The organism is Streptomyces halobius (assembly GCF_023277745.1).
GTDB classification, from domain to species: domain Bacteria; phylum Actinomycetota; class Actinomycetes; order Streptomycetales; family Streptomycetaceae; genus Streptomyces; species Streptomyces halobius.
The window spans coordinates 1,510,190-1,524,962 of the sequence record NZ_CP086322.1 but is presented as its reverse complement, the minus strand read 5'-3'; the positions used below and the strand labels follow the sequence as shown (position 1 = coordinate 1,524,962).

General features: G+C 72.2%; 11 protein-coding genes. 3 read left to right on the top strand and 8 right to left on the bottom strand.

Going from position 1 to position 14,773, the window contains the following annotated elements:
- Positions 1–165 precede the first annotated feature (165 nt).
- Complete coding sequence (locus tag K9S39_RS07345; protein ID WP_248862521.1) at positions 166–897, bottom strand: PAS domain-containing protein; 732 nt, start codon at positions 895–897, stop codon at positions 166–168.
- Positions 898–1,026: 129 nt separating this feature from the next.
- Here K9S39_RS07345 and K9S39_RS07340 point away from each other — a divergent pair, with 129 nt between their 5' ends.
- Positions 1,027–4,218: a cytochrome P450 gene (locus K9S39_RS07340; RefSeq protein ID WP_248862520.1), complete on the top strand. Its 3,192-nt coding sequence runs from the start codon at positions 1,027–1,029 to the stop codon at positions 4,216–4,218.
- Positions 4,219–4,672: 454 nt separating this feature from the next.
- Here the strand turns inward: K9S39_RS07340 and K9S39_RS07335 are convergent, their stop codons facing one another.
- Entirely contained in the window at positions 4,673–5,188 is a 516-nt protein-coding gene (locus K9S39_RS07335) for a DUF2165 domain-containing protein (protein ID WP_248862519.1), read from the bottom strand.
- A gap of 247 nt (positions 5,189–5,435) precedes the next feature.
- Between K9S39_RS07335 and K9S39_RS07330 the strand changes: the two genes are divergently transcribed.
- The gene (locus tag K9S39_RS07330; RefSeq protein WP_248862518.1) at positions 5,436–6,470 is read left to right on the top strand and encodes a phosphatidylinositol-specific phospholipase C domain-containing protein; all 1,035 of its coding nucleotides are present in this window, start codon (positions 5,436–5,438) and stop codon (positions 6,468–6,470) included.
- A gap of 41 nt (positions 6,471–6,511) precedes the next feature.
- Here K9S39_RS07330 and K9S39_RS07325 read toward each other — a convergent pair whose 3' ends face one another.
- The 6 genes from K9S39_RS07325 to K9S39_RS07300 all read right to left on the bottom strand — a co-directional run bounded on the left by K9S39_RS07325 (position 6,512) and on the right by K9S39_RS07300 (position 13,943).
- Positions 6,512–7,603, bottom strand: coding sequence for a trypsin-like serine peptidase (locus K9S39_RS07325; RefSeq protein ID WP_248862517.1), 1,092 nt, complete (start codon positions 7,601–7,603; stop codon positions 6,512–6,514).
- 404 nt (positions 7,604–8,007) lie between these two features.
- Complete coding sequence (gene egtD, locus K9S39_RS07320; protein WP_248862516.1) at positions 8,008–8,970, bottom strand: L-histidine N(alpha)-methyltransferase; 963 nt, start codon at positions 8,968–8,970, stop codon at positions 8,008–8,010.
- Positions 8,967–9,722, bottom strand: coding sequence for an ergothioneine biosynthesis protein EgtC (egtC, locus tag K9S39_RS07315; RefSeq protein WP_248862515.1), 756 nt, complete (start codon positions 9,720–9,722; stop codon positions 8,967–8,969). Before egtC ends, egtD begins: the two co-directional genes overlap by 4 nt.
- A gap of 37 nt (positions 9,723–9,759) precedes the next feature.
- A complete protein-coding gene (gene egtB / locus K9S39_RS07310; RefSeq protein WP_406707883.1) occupies positions 9,760–11,082 on the bottom strand; it encodes an ergothioneine biosynthesis protein EgtB in 1,323 nt (440 codons plus the stop codon).
- Positions 11,079–12,452, bottom strand: coding sequence for an ergothioneine biosynthesis glutamate--cysteine ligase EgtA (gene egtA, locus K9S39_RS07305; protein WP_248862514.1), 1,374 nt, complete (start codon positions 12,450–12,452; stop codon positions 11,079–11,081). Before egtA ends, egtB begins: the two co-directional genes overlap by 4 nt.
- Positions 12,453–12,731: 279 nt before the next feature.
- The gene (locus K9S39_RS07300) at positions 12,732–13,943 is read right to left on the bottom strand and encodes a pyridoxal phosphate-dependent aminotransferase (RefSeq protein WP_248862513.1); all 1,212 of its coding nucleotides are present in this window, start codon (positions 13,941–13,943) and stop codon (positions 12,732–12,734) included.
- 136 nt (positions 13,944–14,079) lie between these two features.
- On the opposite strand from K9S39_RS07300, the gene K9S39_RS07295 reads away from it, so the two are divergent.
- Complete coding sequence (locus tag K9S39_RS07295; RefSeq protein WP_248862512.1) at positions 14,080–14,688, top strand: winged helix-turn-helix transcriptional regulator; 609 nt, start codon at positions 14,080–14,082, stop codon at positions 14,686–14,688.
- The last annotated feature ends 85 nt before the right edge of the window (positions 14,689–14,773 follow it).

Sequence of the window (14,773 nt, the reverse complement as noted above, 5' to 3'; positions counted from 1 at the left end):
GAGGGCGAGCCGGACTTCGGCAAATGGCTCTCGCGTGCCCGCGTGCCCGCCGGGAGCGCGGGCCCGACTTCGGCGAACGGGCTCCTGGGTGCCTGTGCACCCCGCGTACCTGCCCGCCGGCGTCCTTCCGGGCGGATGGATCCGGCCGTGTCCGGCGTCGGCCGCTCAGGCGGGAGCCGGCGGCCAGCGGTCCGGTGCCAGCACGCCCAGGACGTACGCCCTGGCGACCAGCGCGGTACGGCCCTGCACCCGCCAGCGGCGGGCCAGCCGGGTCAGGTGGTAGTTGACGCCGTCCACCGTCAGCCCCAGTGCCGTGCCGATCGAGGCCGTGGTCGCGCCCCCGGCGGCCAGCGCCAGGATCCGGGCCTCCACGGGGCTGGCCGTGTCACGCGGCGCGGGCGGCGGTGCGGTGTCGCGGACCCGCAGCAGCGCCAGCAGCGCGGGCGGCCGTACCGAAGGGTCACCGACCGGATCCACCGTCAGCTCCCCCTCCCGCTCCGACCCGTCGGAGGCGGACCGCCAGTGCACCTCCACGGGATAGCGGGACCGGTGCCCCAGCCGTACCGCCTCGGCGATCCGGTGGAGCTGTTCTTTCGCCCGTGGCCGGAACAGATCCAGCAGATTACGGCCGCGCAGCCGGCCGGGGGCCGCGCCCCACTGCGCGGCCATCGCCGGATTGGCGATCAGCACCTCGCCGTCGGCGTGGCACACCGCGATCGGGGTGGGGATGCGGTCCAGCAGGATCAGGAAGTAGTTGCGCCAGGGGCCGGCGGCGTACGGGCCGGCGGGGTCGGGAGGGCCGCCCGGCCCGTCCCCACCAGGAGGACCCACCGGCCCTGCCGCCCCCCGCGCCCTGCTCGCGCCCGCCGCGCCCTCGCCCGCCGTACCGTCCGCCATGCCCTCGGCATCCCCGTCGTCCAGTGCCCTATTTCCCGTGCGTCCGCAAGATCCGGCCGCGAAAATCCACTGCACAATCATGCAGTTGTCCGGTACAGACCCATGCACCGGGCCGGTCACGCTGGAGGCATGATCGACACCATCGCGCTCCGCACCGATGAACCCGCCGCTGACAACGGCATACCGGTCGCCGACATCTCGGCGGCGGGTCTCACCACGACACCCATCCAGCAGGCCATGGACCTCGCACGGGTCCACGGCCCGTTGTTCAGGCGAAAGCTCAACGACCGGGAGACGCTGTTCGTCTCCTCGCTGGAGCTGGTCACCGAAATCGCCGACGAGAGCCGCTTCGCCAAGGGGGTGTCGGTGGTTCTGGAGGACGTCCGGGAGTTCGCCGGTGACGGTCTGTTCACCGCCTACAACGACGAGCCGAACTGGGCCAAGGCGCACAAGGTCCTGATGCCCGCCTTCGCGCTCGGCTCGATGCGCACCTATCACCCGGCGATGCTCAAGGTCGCCCGCCGGGTCATGGCCGGCTGGGACCGACGGGTGGCCGACGGCACATCCCTGGATGTCGCGGACGACATGACCCGGATGACGCTGGACACCATCGGGCTGGCCGGTTTCGGCTTCGACTTCGAGTCGTTCGCCCGCGACACCCCGCATCCGTTCGTCGAGTCGATGGTGCGCTGCCTCCAGTGGAGCATGACCAAGTTCGCCCGTAAGCCCGGCGCCGACCACTCCGAGGAGGACGCCGCGTTCCGCGTCGACGCGGACTACCTCGCGTCCGTCGTCGACGAGGTCATCGCCGCCAGGACCGCGAGCGGCGAGACCGGCGACGACGATCTGCTGGGCCTGATGCTCGGCGCGACGGAAGGGGGAGGCGCCGGCGACGGCCCCACCCTCGACCTCGCCAATATCCGCAACCAGGTCATCACCTTCCTGATCGCCGGTCACGAGACCACCTCGGGGGCCCTCTCCTTCGCGCTGTACCACCTGCTCAAGGACCCGGTCGCGCTGCGGATGGCCCAGCGTGAGGCCGACGAACTGTGGGGCGACGACCCCGACCCCGCCCCGTCCTTCGAGGACATCGGGCGGCTTCCGTTCACCCGGCAGGTCCTCAACGAGGCGCTCCGGCTGTGGCCGACGGCCGCCGCCTTCACCCGCCAGGCCCGTGCGGACACCCTGCTCGGCGGCCGCTACCCCGTGCGGGCGGGGGATCTGATCACGGTGCTCACACCGATGCTGCACCGCGACCCGTCCTGGGGCGACAACCCCGGGCTGTTCGACCCGTCCCGCTTCAGCCCGGAGGCCGAGGCGGCCCGCTCGCCGCATGCGTACAAACCGTTCGGGACCGGTGAACGCGCCTGTATCGGGCGGCAGTTCGCGCTGCACGAGGCGACCATGCTGCTCGCCCTCCTGGTGCACCGCTACCGGCTGATCGACCACACCGACTACCGGCTGCGCATCAAGGAGACGCTCACCCTCAAGCCCGACGGGTTCACGCTCACCCTGGCCGCGCGGACACCCGAGGACCGGGCCGCGACCCGCGCCGCGCTCGCCGTACTCCCCGGCAGCGCGACCGCCGCCGCCCCGGCGGCGGACGACGGTCTGCCGACCCGCGTCCCGCAGGGGACCGGACTGCTCCTGCTGCACGGCACCAACTACGGCACCTGCCGCGAGTTCGCCGAGCGGATCGCCGACGAGGCGGCCGGCCTGGGCTTCGCCACCGATGTGGCACCCCTGGACGCGCAGGCCGGCGGGCTGCCCGGCGACCGGCCCGTCGTCATCGTCGCCGCCTCCTACAACGGTCAGCCCACCGATGACGCGGCCGCCTTCGTCCGTTGGCTCAACACCGCGCCCGACGGCGCCGCCGCTCAGGTGCCGTACGCCGTCCTGGGCGTCGGCGACCGCAACTGGCCCGCGACCTACCAGCAGGTGCCGACCCTCATCGACGACCGGCTCGACGCGCTGGGTGCGCGGCGGCTGCTGCCGCGCGCCGAGGCCGACGCCTCCGGCGATCTCAGCGGCACCGTGCAGGAGTTCACCGCCGCACTGCGCACCCAGCTGCTGACGCGGTACGGCGATCCGGCCGGCGCCGGCGCGAGCGCTCCGGCCGTCGAGGAGACCTGTTACACCGTTACAGAGGTCGCCGGCGGGCCGCTGGACGCACTGGCCGCCCGGCACGACCTCGTCCCGATGACCGTCACCGAGGCATCCGACCTCACGGCACCGGGCCGGCCACGGCCCAAGCGCTTCCTGCGGATCGCACTGCCCGAGAGCGTCAGCTACCGCACCGCCGACCATCTGGCGGTACTGCCGGCCAACACCCCGGCCGCCGTCGAGCGTGCGGCGAGCGCCCTCGGCGTCGACCTGGACACCGTTCTCGCGCTGCACTCAGCACACCCCGGCCGCGACACCCTCCCCGTCGACCGACCCCTGTCCGTACGCCAACTCCTCACTCGTCACCTGGAGTTGGGAAGCCGGCCAACACCCCGGCAGCGCGCGGTACTCGCCGCGCACAATCCCTGCCCGCCCGAGCGCCTGGCCCTGGAGACCATCGCCGAGGACGACCCGTGCACCCTGATCGAACTGATCGAGGCACACCCGGCGCTGCGCGGCGCACTGCCCTGGCCCACGATCCTGGAACTGCTGCCGCCACTGCGCATCCGGCACTACTCCCTCTCGTCGTCGCCCGCCGACGACCCCCGGCACGCCGATCTGATGGTCTCGCTGCTGCCCGGCGGCACCGGCTCGACCTATCTGCACACGCTGCGGCCCGGCGACACCCTGCTGGCCCGTGTCCAGCCCTGCCGCGCGGCGTTCCGACTCGACCCGGCCGACACCACGCCCGTCATCATGGTCGCGGCAGGCACCGGGCTCGCCCCCTTCCGCGGTGCCGTCGCCGACCGCGTCGCCGCAGGCCAGACCGCCCCCGCGCGGCTCTACTTCGGCTGCGACGACCGCACCGCGGACTTCCTGCACGCCACGGAACTCGCGGCCGCCGAAGCGGCCGGGGCCGTCTCCGTACGGCCCGTCTTCAGCGCCCGCCCCGAGCACGGCCACCGCTTCGTCCAGCACCGCATCGCCGCTGAGGCCGACGAGGTGTGGGAACTGCTACAGGCCGGGGCGCGGGTGTACGTCTGCGGCGACGGCAGCCGGATGGCGCCCGGCGTCCGGGCCGCCTTCCGGGAGCTGCACGGGGCGCGCACGGGGGCTTCGGCGCAGGAGTCGGAGAGGTGGTTGCGGGAACTGACTGCGTCAGGGCGCTACATGGAGGACGTGTACGCAGCGAGTGGGGGTGCGCTGCGCTCGGCTTAGGCCGGCTGGGTTGCTCGCCGTTTTCGGCTGTCCCGCCGTGGGGGTTGCGCCTGCGGCGGGCGTGGGGTTTTCGGGTGCGGTGACGGGCCTTGGGACTCCGTCCTGCGGCCCTCCCCCATAGCCTGAAGGGCATGGGAGGTACCCCCATCCTCCCGACGGTGGGGGAAAGAGGCCGGTGGGGGCACATGTCGTCTGTCGGGTGCCTGTGGTCACGTCCACAAGGTGTACATGACCGGCTACGTGTACCCCTACCGGTCTTCTTCCCCACCCCTTCGGGAGGTGCCGGTCCGCAGGACGGAGTCCGGAGGTCCGGCACCGCTGCCGAACAGCCCCGCGCAGCGGCAACAGCCCACCGCAGGTGCGATGGCGGGACAGCCGATAACGTCGGCTCAGGCCCGCCGCAGGCGAAACCCCCTGCGGCGGGAAGCCGAAAACGGCGAGCAACCATGTCGGCTCAGGCAGAGCGCAGCGTCACCAGCAGAGCGATCCCCGCAACGGTGAAGTTCCGGGTCGCCGCCTCCACCCCGTTCCAGTCCTCGGACTGCCACATCGCGAACCACTCGCCACCGATGGCCAGGAATCCCGCCCCGAAGAGCAACAGCACCATCAGCAGCCCCACGGTGGCCACCTGCCGAGCGCGGGCGGTGCGGTTCCCGTTCCGTAGGCCGACCGCCCACAATCCGGTGGCCGCGACCAGCACCACCGCGGCCAGCACCTCCCAGGTGATGATCGCCAGATAAGCGGTGTCCTGCAGCGAGCGTGAGGTGACGGCGCGCCACATCAGGTCGTCGTCCTTGAATGTGGTGTCCATGGCCAGGACGTGGCGGACGAACTCCCGATTGGTGTCGAAGTCGGTGATATTGCCGAAGGCGACGAGCGCGATATAGAGCGCGACCGTCCCCGTGAGCACGGCCGCCGCGAGTGGCAGCCCCGTGGCCGGACCCTTGCTTGCCGGTCTCTTGCTGGTCATCGACTCTCCCATCAACTCTTGTCAACCCTCTCATCGGGTTTTTCAACGCCCTGCCATCGGTCCTTCACCGGCGCTGTCGTCAACCTGTGGTGACCGATCCGGGACATCTTCCGCCTTGCTGTCGGCCACCCCGCACCCCGCCCCCTGGTTCCCGCCGGGGGCAACTCCCGTACGCTGCTGCCCACTCGACCGTATGACCGATGGAACGAGTGGCCGAACGGCCGAAGAATCCTGGGAAGCGGGGAACATGAAGAAGACGCGGTGCGTGGGGACGATCGCTGTCGCGACTGCGGCGGTGATCGCGGCGACCGGACCGGCGGGGGCCGAGCCGGCCGTCACGACATACGACACCAGCACGTCCGTGGGCGTTCACAACGCCTACGAAAAGGACAAGTATTCCTATTTCGCCGACGCATTGGACTCCGGTGCCGCGCTCGTCGAAATCGACGTCTGGGCCAACGGGTTCGGCTCGTCCTGGCGGGTCTCGCACAGCACCCCGCTCGGGAACGACAACAACTGCGTGGGTGCCTCGACCGTCGCGGAACTCCGCGCCAAGGACCGTGACCAGGACCTCGGCGGCTGCCTCGCCGACATGAAGGCCTGGCACGACGCCAACCCCGGCCACCGGCCGATCATGGTCAAGGTCGAGATGAAGGACGGTTTCCACGCCAAGGGCGGCCGTGGACCCGCCGAGTTCGACGCCCTGGTGCGGCAGAAGCTCGGCGACGCGGTCTACGGCCCCGGGGACCTGACCGCGGGCCACGCCACACCGGACGAGGCGGCGCGGGCCGGCGCCTGGCCCGCGCGCTCCGAACTCGCCGGCAAGTTCCTGTTCGAGCTGATACCCGGCACCGTCGAGGAGGACAACCCGTTCGACAAGCTGTGGACCGACGTGGAGTACGCCACCCATCTCAAGAACCTTGCCCGGCAGGGAAAGCTGGCGCAGGCAACGGCGTTCCCGGCGGTGCACGGCGCGGCCGCGGGCGACCCGCGCGAGCGCTACACCGACCCCGCGCTGCGCCCCTGGTTCGTGGTATTCGACGGCGACGCCGCCACCTACCTGAACGGCAGCATCGACGCCGCCTGGTACGACACCCGCCACTACCTCCTGGTCATGACGGACGCGCACAAGGTCCCGCCGGTGATCGACGGCACCCACCCGACGGAGGCGGAGGCGCTGGCCCGCGTCCGTCAACTCGCCGCGGCGCACGCGAGTTTCGCGACGGCCGACTGGTATGCGCTGCCGCCCGTGCTGCAGACGGTGGTACGGCGCGGGGCCTGACACGGCGTGCCGCGGCGGCCGGGGCAGGCCCCGGAGCGACGCTACGGGAGCCGTGGCGCGCGGCCGCGCCACAGCTGTGCCGTCGTCGCTCGCCGGTAGAGCGCGGCAATGTCCTCGTCGAACCTGCTGCTGTACGACGTGTTGTCGTCGCCACCACCGTCCAGTCCACCGATCACACCGATCAGCGAGCCGGTGCCGGTGGCCGGATCGAGGTCGGTGAGCAGCGGCCCGCCGCTCGTGCCGTCCGGGAATCCGGCGCAGGGAAAGCGGAACTGGGACGGCCCTTCCGCGTCCGCCGTGTGCCGGCAGCTGACCGGCGTGTCCCGGTCGAGGGGATAGCCGGTCAGCTGCGCCGGGCGCCCGGCCGGCGCGTGGAACCGGATCCGTTCGGCACCGGTCAGGGCCTCGATCCGCCGGTCCTCCCGGCCGGCCCTGCGCACCCTGAGGAACGCCACGTCATGGTCGGGGTCCTGGTCGCTGATCCAGCGCGGGTCGACATCGATCCGGGTGGGCACCCACAGGCCGTACGGCGCGATCCCGTCGTGCAGGCCGGGTGCGAACACCAGCCGGGTGCGGAAGCCGCCGTCGTGCACACAGTGCGCGGCGGTGGCGACGAGGTCCCCCGCCGGGGAGTGCACCACGCTCGCGGTGCAGTGGTGCGTCGGGGCGTCGTCGGGGCCGGCATCGGGCGCGGGGGAGAAGAGGGCGCCGATGGGGGGAGCGGGGGCCGCCGGGGCGGCGACGGGGGGCCGGGAGGCGGGCGGCGAGGCGGACGCGCCGCTGTGGAGCGTCGTCCCCGGGGGCCCTGGCCGCTCCGTGTAGCCTCCGGCGAGCACCGACGCGGCCGCCGCGTCACCCGCCGCCCGGTCGGCGCTGTACGTCCCCCTGGCGGCGTCCCCGGGCGCCAGAGACGGATCACCCGGCCCGGACCGGAGCGCCAGCGCCGCACCGCCCGTGACGACCGTGAGAAGCGTGAGCGCCAGCGTCACGCGCAGCGGAACACCGGCCCGGCGGTGTCCCGTACAGGCCGGTCCGTCCTGGCACGGCGGTTCGTCCGGTTCCCGGTCCCCGGCCGGCCCGCCCGCGTCGTCCGCGCCCTCCGCCGGTACGGGATGGTGTTCGCTCGTCTCCACCAGTTGCCGCCTCGCCGCATCAGCCGGCGCCTCCCCGTCGGACGGCCGGGGAGGCGCCGGACCAGACATTTCACCCAGTCTGATGCACGATCGGCCACCGGGGTTCGGTGCCACGGCGGATCATGACCGGAGTCACCGAAACCGGCGTCCCCTTTACCTCGCCGCCCACCCACCCCTGTTGTTTTTTCCCCGCCGCCCACCCCCCTTCGGGGGGTGGGCGGGCGTAGTGGTGAGGTTTTACGGGGCGACGCGTCGGCCCCTGGGACGAGGGACGAGAGGCTGACGCTACGGGGCGACGGGTTGGCTCCCGGGGCGAGGGGCGAGAGGGCAACGGTACGGGCCAACCGCCCGATCCGAGCCCCGGCCCGCCCCCTCCAGATGCAACTTCGTCAGGTGCGGCTGAGTCAGACGCGGAACGACAGCGACAGCGCGAAGCGTTCCGCGCTGTCCGTCCACCACTGGCTCAATACCAGCCCAGCAGCCGCCAGTTCGGCACGCACACCGTCCTCGCGGAACTTGGCGGAGACCTCCGTCCGTACCTCCTCGCCCTGGGTGAAGGACACCGCCAGGTCCACCGCGGGGATCTTGGCCGTCAGGTCCGTACGGGCCCGCAGACGCATCTCGATCCACTCCTGCTCGGCGTTCCACAGGGCGACGTGGTCGAAGTCCTCCGGGTCGAAGTCACCGTCCAGCTCGCGGTTGATGACGTGGAGGACGTTCTTGTTGAAGGCGGCGGTCACGCCCTGGGCGTCGTCGTACGCGGTGACGAGCGTCGACTCGTCCTTGACCAGGTCGGTGCCCAGGAGCAGGGCGTCTCCCGGGGCGAGCATGGCGTGGACGGAGCGCAGGAAGGCGGCCCGCTCCTCGGGGAGCAGATTGCCGAGGGTGCCGCCGAGGAACGCGAGCAGGCGCGGACCGGGCGTCGTGGGCAGCGCGATGCCCTGCTGGAAGTCGGCGACCAGTGCGTGCACGGTCAGTGCGGGGTGCTCGGCGAGCAGTGCCTCGCCCGCCGCGGTCAGCGCGGATTCGCTGACGTCGATGGGGAGATAGGTGTGCAGGCCGGTCAGCGCGCCGATGAGATGGCGGGTCTTGTCGGACGAGCCGGAGCCCAGCTCGACGAGGGTACGGGCCCCGGTGGCCGCCGCGACATGCGCGGAGCGGGTGAGCAGGATCTCCCGCTCGGCGCGGGTGGGGTAGTACTCGGGCAGTCTGGTGATCTCTTCGAACAGCTCGCTGCCGCGGGCGTCGTAGAACCACTTGGGCGGCAGCTGTTTGGGTGTACGGGACAGGCCGTCGGCGACATCGGCGCGCAGCGCGGCGGCGGTGGCGTCGACGGGCAGGGTGCGGGTGATGGTGAGGGGGCTCACGCAGCGGGCTCCTTGAGCGGGGTGAGGTGGATGTCCGTACGGGTGGCGACGAGCAGGGTGCCGTCGGGGACGTCGGTCCAGTGGGGGGAATCGTCGTACGGCTCGGAGGCGACGACCCTGCCGCCTCCGGGAACGGCCAGGTGGCACAGCGTGTCGCCGTAGGCGGTGGCGGCGATGGTGGTGCCGTCGGTGAGCAGCAGGTTGAGCCGCGATCCCGGGGCGGCACCGGCCACCGCCGTGACGGTGCCGGCCAGCGCCGTGCCCGGGTCGTCGCCGAGCGCCAGCCGGTGCTGGACCAGCGCCCACAGGAACGCCGTGTCGCAGCGGGCCTGCAGCCGCAGCAGCTCCTGCGGAGGGAGAGCGGCGGCCAGCGGCGCCAGCGAGTCCGGCCAGCCGGTCACCGCGCCGTTGTGGCTGAACAGATAGCGGCCGGCGGCGAACGGCGCGGCCGCCGCCTCGGCGTCCGCGTCCGCCTCGGTGGCATCGCGTACGGCGGCGAGCAGCGCGCCGGTGCGCACCACTCGTGCCAGGTCGGGCAGCAGATCGTCGGCCCAGATCGGCCCGGCCCTGCGGTACCGGGCGGGCACCGGGTCGCCCGGCGCGTACCAGCCGACGCCGAAGCCGTCCGCGTTGACCGTGCCGTACACCTGACGGCGCGGTGCCCACGACTGCCGGTACAGACCGTCCGGCGGGCCGAGGATCACCTGGCCGAAGGGTATCTCCGGTCCAAGGTAGGCAATGTGACGGCACATCAGTTGCGGGCCCCCCGGTAAAGGAGGTCGGTCGGGGTCATACGCCCGCCGCCGGGTCGGCGTCCCGGGCGGTGCGGAACCCGGAGAAGATCTGCCGCCGGACCGGCAGATCCCAGTTGCGGAACGTGCCCCGGCACGCGACCGGGTCGACCGCGAAGGAGCCGCCGCGCAGCACCTTGTACCGGTCGCCGAAGAACACCTCCGAGTACTCCCGGTAGGGGAACGCGACGAACCCCGGATACGGCAGGAAGTCGCTGGCCGTCCACTCCCATACGTCGCCGATCAACTGCCGTACGCCGAGCGGTGACTGGCCGTCCGGATAGCTGCCGATGGGCGCGGGGCGCAGGTGCCGCTGGCCGAGGTTGGCGTGCGCCGGCGTCGGGTCCTCGTCGCCCCATGGGTAGCGCATCGCCCGCCCGTCGGCCGGATCGTGCCGGGCGGCCTTCTCCCACTCGGCCTCGGTCGGCAGCCGCCGGCCCGCCCAGCGGGCGTACGCGTCCGCCTCGTACCAGCTGACATGCAGTACCGGTTCGTCGGGCGGCACCGCCTCGGTCACCCCGAACCGGCGGCGCAGCCACTGGCTGCCCTCGTGCCGCCAGAACAGCGGTGCGCGCAGCCCGTGTTCCCGGACGTACGCCCAGCCGTCCGCCGCCCACCAGCGCGGGTCGTCGTACCCGCCGTCCTCGATGAACCGCTGGTAGGCGCCGTTGCTGACCGGTGTGGTGTCGATGAGGAAGGAGCGCACCAGGCGTCGGTGCGCGGGCCGTTCGTTGTCCAGCGCCCAGGGCTCGGCCGAGGAGCCCATGGTGAACGGGCCGCCGGGGACGAGGACTTCGGACGGGAGGATGTCATCCTCAGGAGCGATCAACGGCTCCGCCTCGGTGAGCACGGCGGGCCCCCGGCGCAGCTGGTGCGTGATGAGCATGGTCTCGTCGTGCTGCTGCTCGTGCTGCGCGATCATGCCGAAGGCGAAGCCGGAGTCGAGCAGCGGGCCGCCGCGCAGCGGGGTGTGCTCCAGGATGTCCAGCACCCGGTCGCGGACGTCGGAGACATAGCCGTGTGCCTCGGCGGGGGGCAGCAGCGGCAGCGAGGGGCGTTCGGCGCGTGGGTGCTCGAAGGCGTCGTAGACGGAGTCGATGTCCGGGCGCAGCGCGTCGCGGCCGCCGACGGTGCGCAGCAGCCACTGCTCCTCCTGGTTGCCGATGTGCGCCAGGTCCCACACCAGCGGTGACATGAGCGGGGAGTGCTGTGCGACGAGATCGGGTTCCTCGACGCAGGTGGTCAGCAGGCGGGTACGGTCGCGGGCGGCGAGCAGCGCCGAGGCCGCGCGCTCCCGGAGCGACTCGGGATCCATGGTCACTGGCTGTCCTTCCGGAAGGCGAGCTCGCTGACGGGGGGCTGGGCCGGGGCCGTGGGGTGGGTGCGGTCCGGGGGTGTCCGTAAGCGTGTCTCCAGGGGCGTCTCCGGGGGCATGTCGGCCGTATCCGCCGCGTACAGGGCGTCGAGGTGATCGTCCGCGGGACAGCGGCCGCGGGCCACATAGCGCTCGGTGAAGTCCGCGACGGCCGCGCGCACATCGGGAGAGGCGCCGAGCCGGGGCAGGGCTTCCTGCGCGGCGGCGAAGCAGGCCACCGCCGCGGTGTGCAGCTCCGGGTCCGTCAGCGCCCCGCGTGCCGCGCGCCGCCACAGCGGATTGCGCGGTGCGGGACGCGAACCGGCCGTCTCCGCGAGCGGTTTGACGGCGCGATAGGCTCGCTCGGCGGCCTCCGGGTCGTCGAACAGCGCGGCCGTGACGGCCAGGGGCACGATCCAGCCGGAGTCGCCCGCCTGCGCGTCGATCATGCGCAGCTCCAGATGGCCGCGTGGCCGTACGGGCGGGAAGAGCGTGGTGACGTGGTAGTCGAGGTCCTCCTGGGTGGGCGGTCTGGGGGGCCCGCCCGTACGGAACCATTGGCGGAAGGTGAGGCCCTCCGGGGCGTCCCACGGGCCGTCCTCGGAGCGGATGCACATCACCGGGGCGTCCAGAACGTAGCGGGCCCAGGCGCCCCGTGGGTCCGGCCCCTGGGGCGGGGCGAGCGTACGCTCCGGATCGAGCTGGGACCACACGACCTGGCGGGTGGTCCGGTAGCCCGTCGGACAGCCCTCGCTCGTCGGCGAGTTGGCGAACGCCGCGGTCAGCACCGCCCCCAGCAGATGGGCCAGCAGCCAGCGCCGCCCGAGCCCGAGCGGTCCCGGCTCCTCGTACCCGGCGTCCACACACACCTGCACGGACGCGGTGCCGCACATCATGGACCGCCCGGCCGCGCCCCAGCGGTCGAAGTACGCCTCCATGGCGTTGTAGCGGGGATGGGTCAGCACGCGGCGGGGCGCGTGCCAGGGGTTGTGACCGTGACCGGCCATGCCCAGGCCCATGGCGAGCATGGCGGGCCGGATCAGCGCGAGATCGGCCGTGACGGCCTCGATGCAGGCGCTGAGGGAGGTGGCGGGCAGCGAGCTGAGCTCCAGCTGGCCGCCGGGTTCGAAGGTGAGGAGGGACGTGAGGGGGAGGGCGCGCAGTGCGGTGGCCGCGGCGTGCAGCCGAGTCGGTTCGACCGGACATCGGGGGTTGCGCGCGTCGTGCACCAGCCATTCGATCTCGACGCCGATGCGGCGTGGCGGTCCGGTCTTGAAGCAGATTCCGCGTAGGTGAGCTTCCAGTTCCGCTTCCGTTGTCGCAGGGCGTGCGGGCATTGCTTCCCTCTCCACTCGGGGGGCGGCGGGATTGCCGCCCTCCACCTAAGCGGGTGTGGGCAGTGCGCTCAAGGGGGCGTCGGTGGCGTCGAGGGCCGCGTACGGGCACTCGCGGGGCGAGGCGGGCGGGCCCGTGGAGGGGGCCGGAGAACGGGTCCGCGGCGCCTGTCCGGCGACGGGGCGGCCTTCCCGCCCGCCGCCCGGGCCTAGGACCGGCCCGGCGGACGAGGGAGGCGTCGCGGGGAAGTCGTGCGACTGTTCGGGTGACCGGGAAGCCCGTCACTGCCGATAGCCCGCCAGGAACCGTCCGATCCGGCTGATCGCCGCATCGAGGTCATCGGCGTGCGGGAGGGTGAGGATGCGGAAGTGGTCCGGGCGCGGCCAGTTGAAGCCGGTGCCCTGGACGACCTGGATCTTCTCCCGCAACAGCAGGTCGAGCACGAACTTCTCGTCGTCGTGGATCTTGTGCACCGCGGGGTCCAGCCGGGGGAACGCGTACAGCGCGCCCTTGGGTTTGACGCAGGAGACGCCCGGGATCTCGTTCAGCCGCTGCCATGCCCGGTCGCGCTGCTCGCGCAGCCGGCCGCCCGGCAGGACGAGGTCCTTGATGCTCTGCCGGCCGCCCAGCGCCGCCTGAATGGCGTACTGCGCGGGCGCGTTCGGGCACAGCCGCATGGAGGCGAGGGTGCCCAGCCCCTCCAGATAGTCCGCGGCGTGCTCCTTGGGACCGGAGACGACGAGCCAGCCGGAGCGGAATCCGGCCACGCGGTACGCCTTGGACAGACCGCTGAACGTCAGGCACACCAGGTCCGGGGCGAGCACCGCGGCGTGGTGGTGGACCTCGTCGTCGTACAGGATCCGGTCGTAGATCTCGTCCGCGAACACCATCAGCTGGTGGCGCCGGGCGAGATCGAGCATGCCGTCCAGAAGTTCACGCGGATAGACGGCGCCGGTCGGGTTGTTGGGGTTGATGATCACCATCGCCCGGGTGCGGTCGGTGATCTTCGAGGCGAGGTCGTCGAGATCCGGCAGCCAGTCCGCGGACTCGTCGCAGAGGTAGTGCACGGCCTTGCCGCCGGCGAGCGTGGTGACCGCCGTCCAGAGCGGGAAGTCCGGGGCGGGAATCAGCACCTCATCGCCGTCGTCCAGCAGCGCCTGCACCGCCATCGAGACGAGCTCGGAGACGCCGTTGCCCAGATGGACGTCGTCGACGTCGACATCCGGGAGCCCGTTCTGCTGGTAGTGCTGGGCCACCGCGCGACGGGCGGAGAGGATGCCGCGGGACTCGGTGTAGCCGTGGGCGCGGGACAGATTGCGGATAACGTCCTGCAGGATCTCTTCGGGCGCCTCGAAGCCGAACAGCGCGGGATTGCCGGTGTTCAGCCGCAGCACGCTGTGGCCCGCCTCCTCCAGCGCGTCCGCCTGCTCGATCACCGGCCCACGGATCTCGTAGCAGACGTCGGCCATCTTGCTCGACTGCTTGAACTGCATGCGGCGGCCTCCCGGTCCCGGCTCACCGCACGGCGCGGCGGCCCTCGTCCTCATCACTGGTCACACATCACAACGTACTTGGTTTTACCAAGCGCCCACTTGGAAAGTCCAACCACTGCCTGTCTATGCTGACGCCATGCCGCGCCGAAGTTATGACCAGTACTGCGCCGTCGCCCGCGCCCTGGACGCCGTGGGGGACCGCTGGACGCTCCTGATCGTCCGGGAACTCCTGGGCGGTTCCCGGCGCTACACCGAACTCCATGCCGACCTGCCGGGCGTCAGCACCGACATGCTCGCCTCCCGCCTCAAGGACATGGAACGGGACGGCCTCGTCACCCGCCGCCGGCTCGCCGCGCGCGGCACCGCCTCCGTCTACGAACTCACCCCGCGCGGCCGCGCCCTGCTGCCCGCACTCTCCGCCCTCGCCGACTGGGGCGCGCCCGCCCTGGGGGAGAAGCGCCCGACGGACGCCCTGCGGGCCCACTGGTTCGCCGTACCCCTCCTGGCGCGGCTCGCCCGCCACTTCTCCGGCGACGTCGATGTCGTCCAGATCTCCCTGGACGAAGGCGAGTTCCACATCACGCTCGGGCCGGACGGCCCCGGCTACGCCGACGGCCCGGCCGAACGCCCGGACGTCCGCCTCCGGATGGACACCACGACCTGCGCCGATGTCGCGTACGATCGCATCTCCCTCGCACAGGGCATCGAATCGGGCCGAATCGCGGTCGCCCCCCTGTGCGCCTAAGCCGGCGCCCCCCAGCTGACGCCGGGAGGCGCCCCCCTCGCGGAGGTGGTTGCGCTGGGTGGGGGGTTGTTCAATTCTCGCTTCG

Coding starts and splice junctions, on each gene's coding strand:
- K9S39_RS07345 (WP_248862521.1), bottom strand. CDS start 897: ATGGCGGACGGTACGGCGGGCGAGGGCGCGGCGGGCGCGAGCAGGGCG.
- K9S39_RS07340 (WP_248862520.1), top strand. CDS start 1,027: ATGATCGACACCATCGCGCTCCGCACCGATGAACCCGCCGCTGACAAC.
- K9S39_RS07335 (WP_248862519.1), bottom strand. CDS start 5,188: ATGACCAGCAAGAGACCGGCAAGCAAGGGTCCGGCCACGGGGCTGCCA.
- K9S39_RS07330 (WP_248862518.1), top strand. CDS start 5,436: ATGAAGAAGACGCGGTGCGTGGGGACGATCGCTGTCGCGACTGCGGCG.
- egtC (WP_248862515.1), bottom strand. CDS start 9,722: ATGTGCCGTCACATTGCCTACCTTGGACCGGAGATACCCTTCGGCCAG.
- egtA (WP_248862514.1), bottom strand. CDS start 12,452: ATGCCCGCACGCCCTGCGACAACGGAAGCGGAACTGGAAGCTCACCTA.
- K9S39_RS07300 (WP_248862513.1), bottom strand. CDS start 13,943: ATGCAGTTCAAGCAGTCGAGCAAGATGGCCGACGTCTGCTACGAGATC.
- K9S39_RS07295 (WP_248862512.1), top strand. CDS start 14,080: ATGCCGCGCCGAAGTTATGACCAGTACTGCGCCGTCGCCCGCGCCCTG.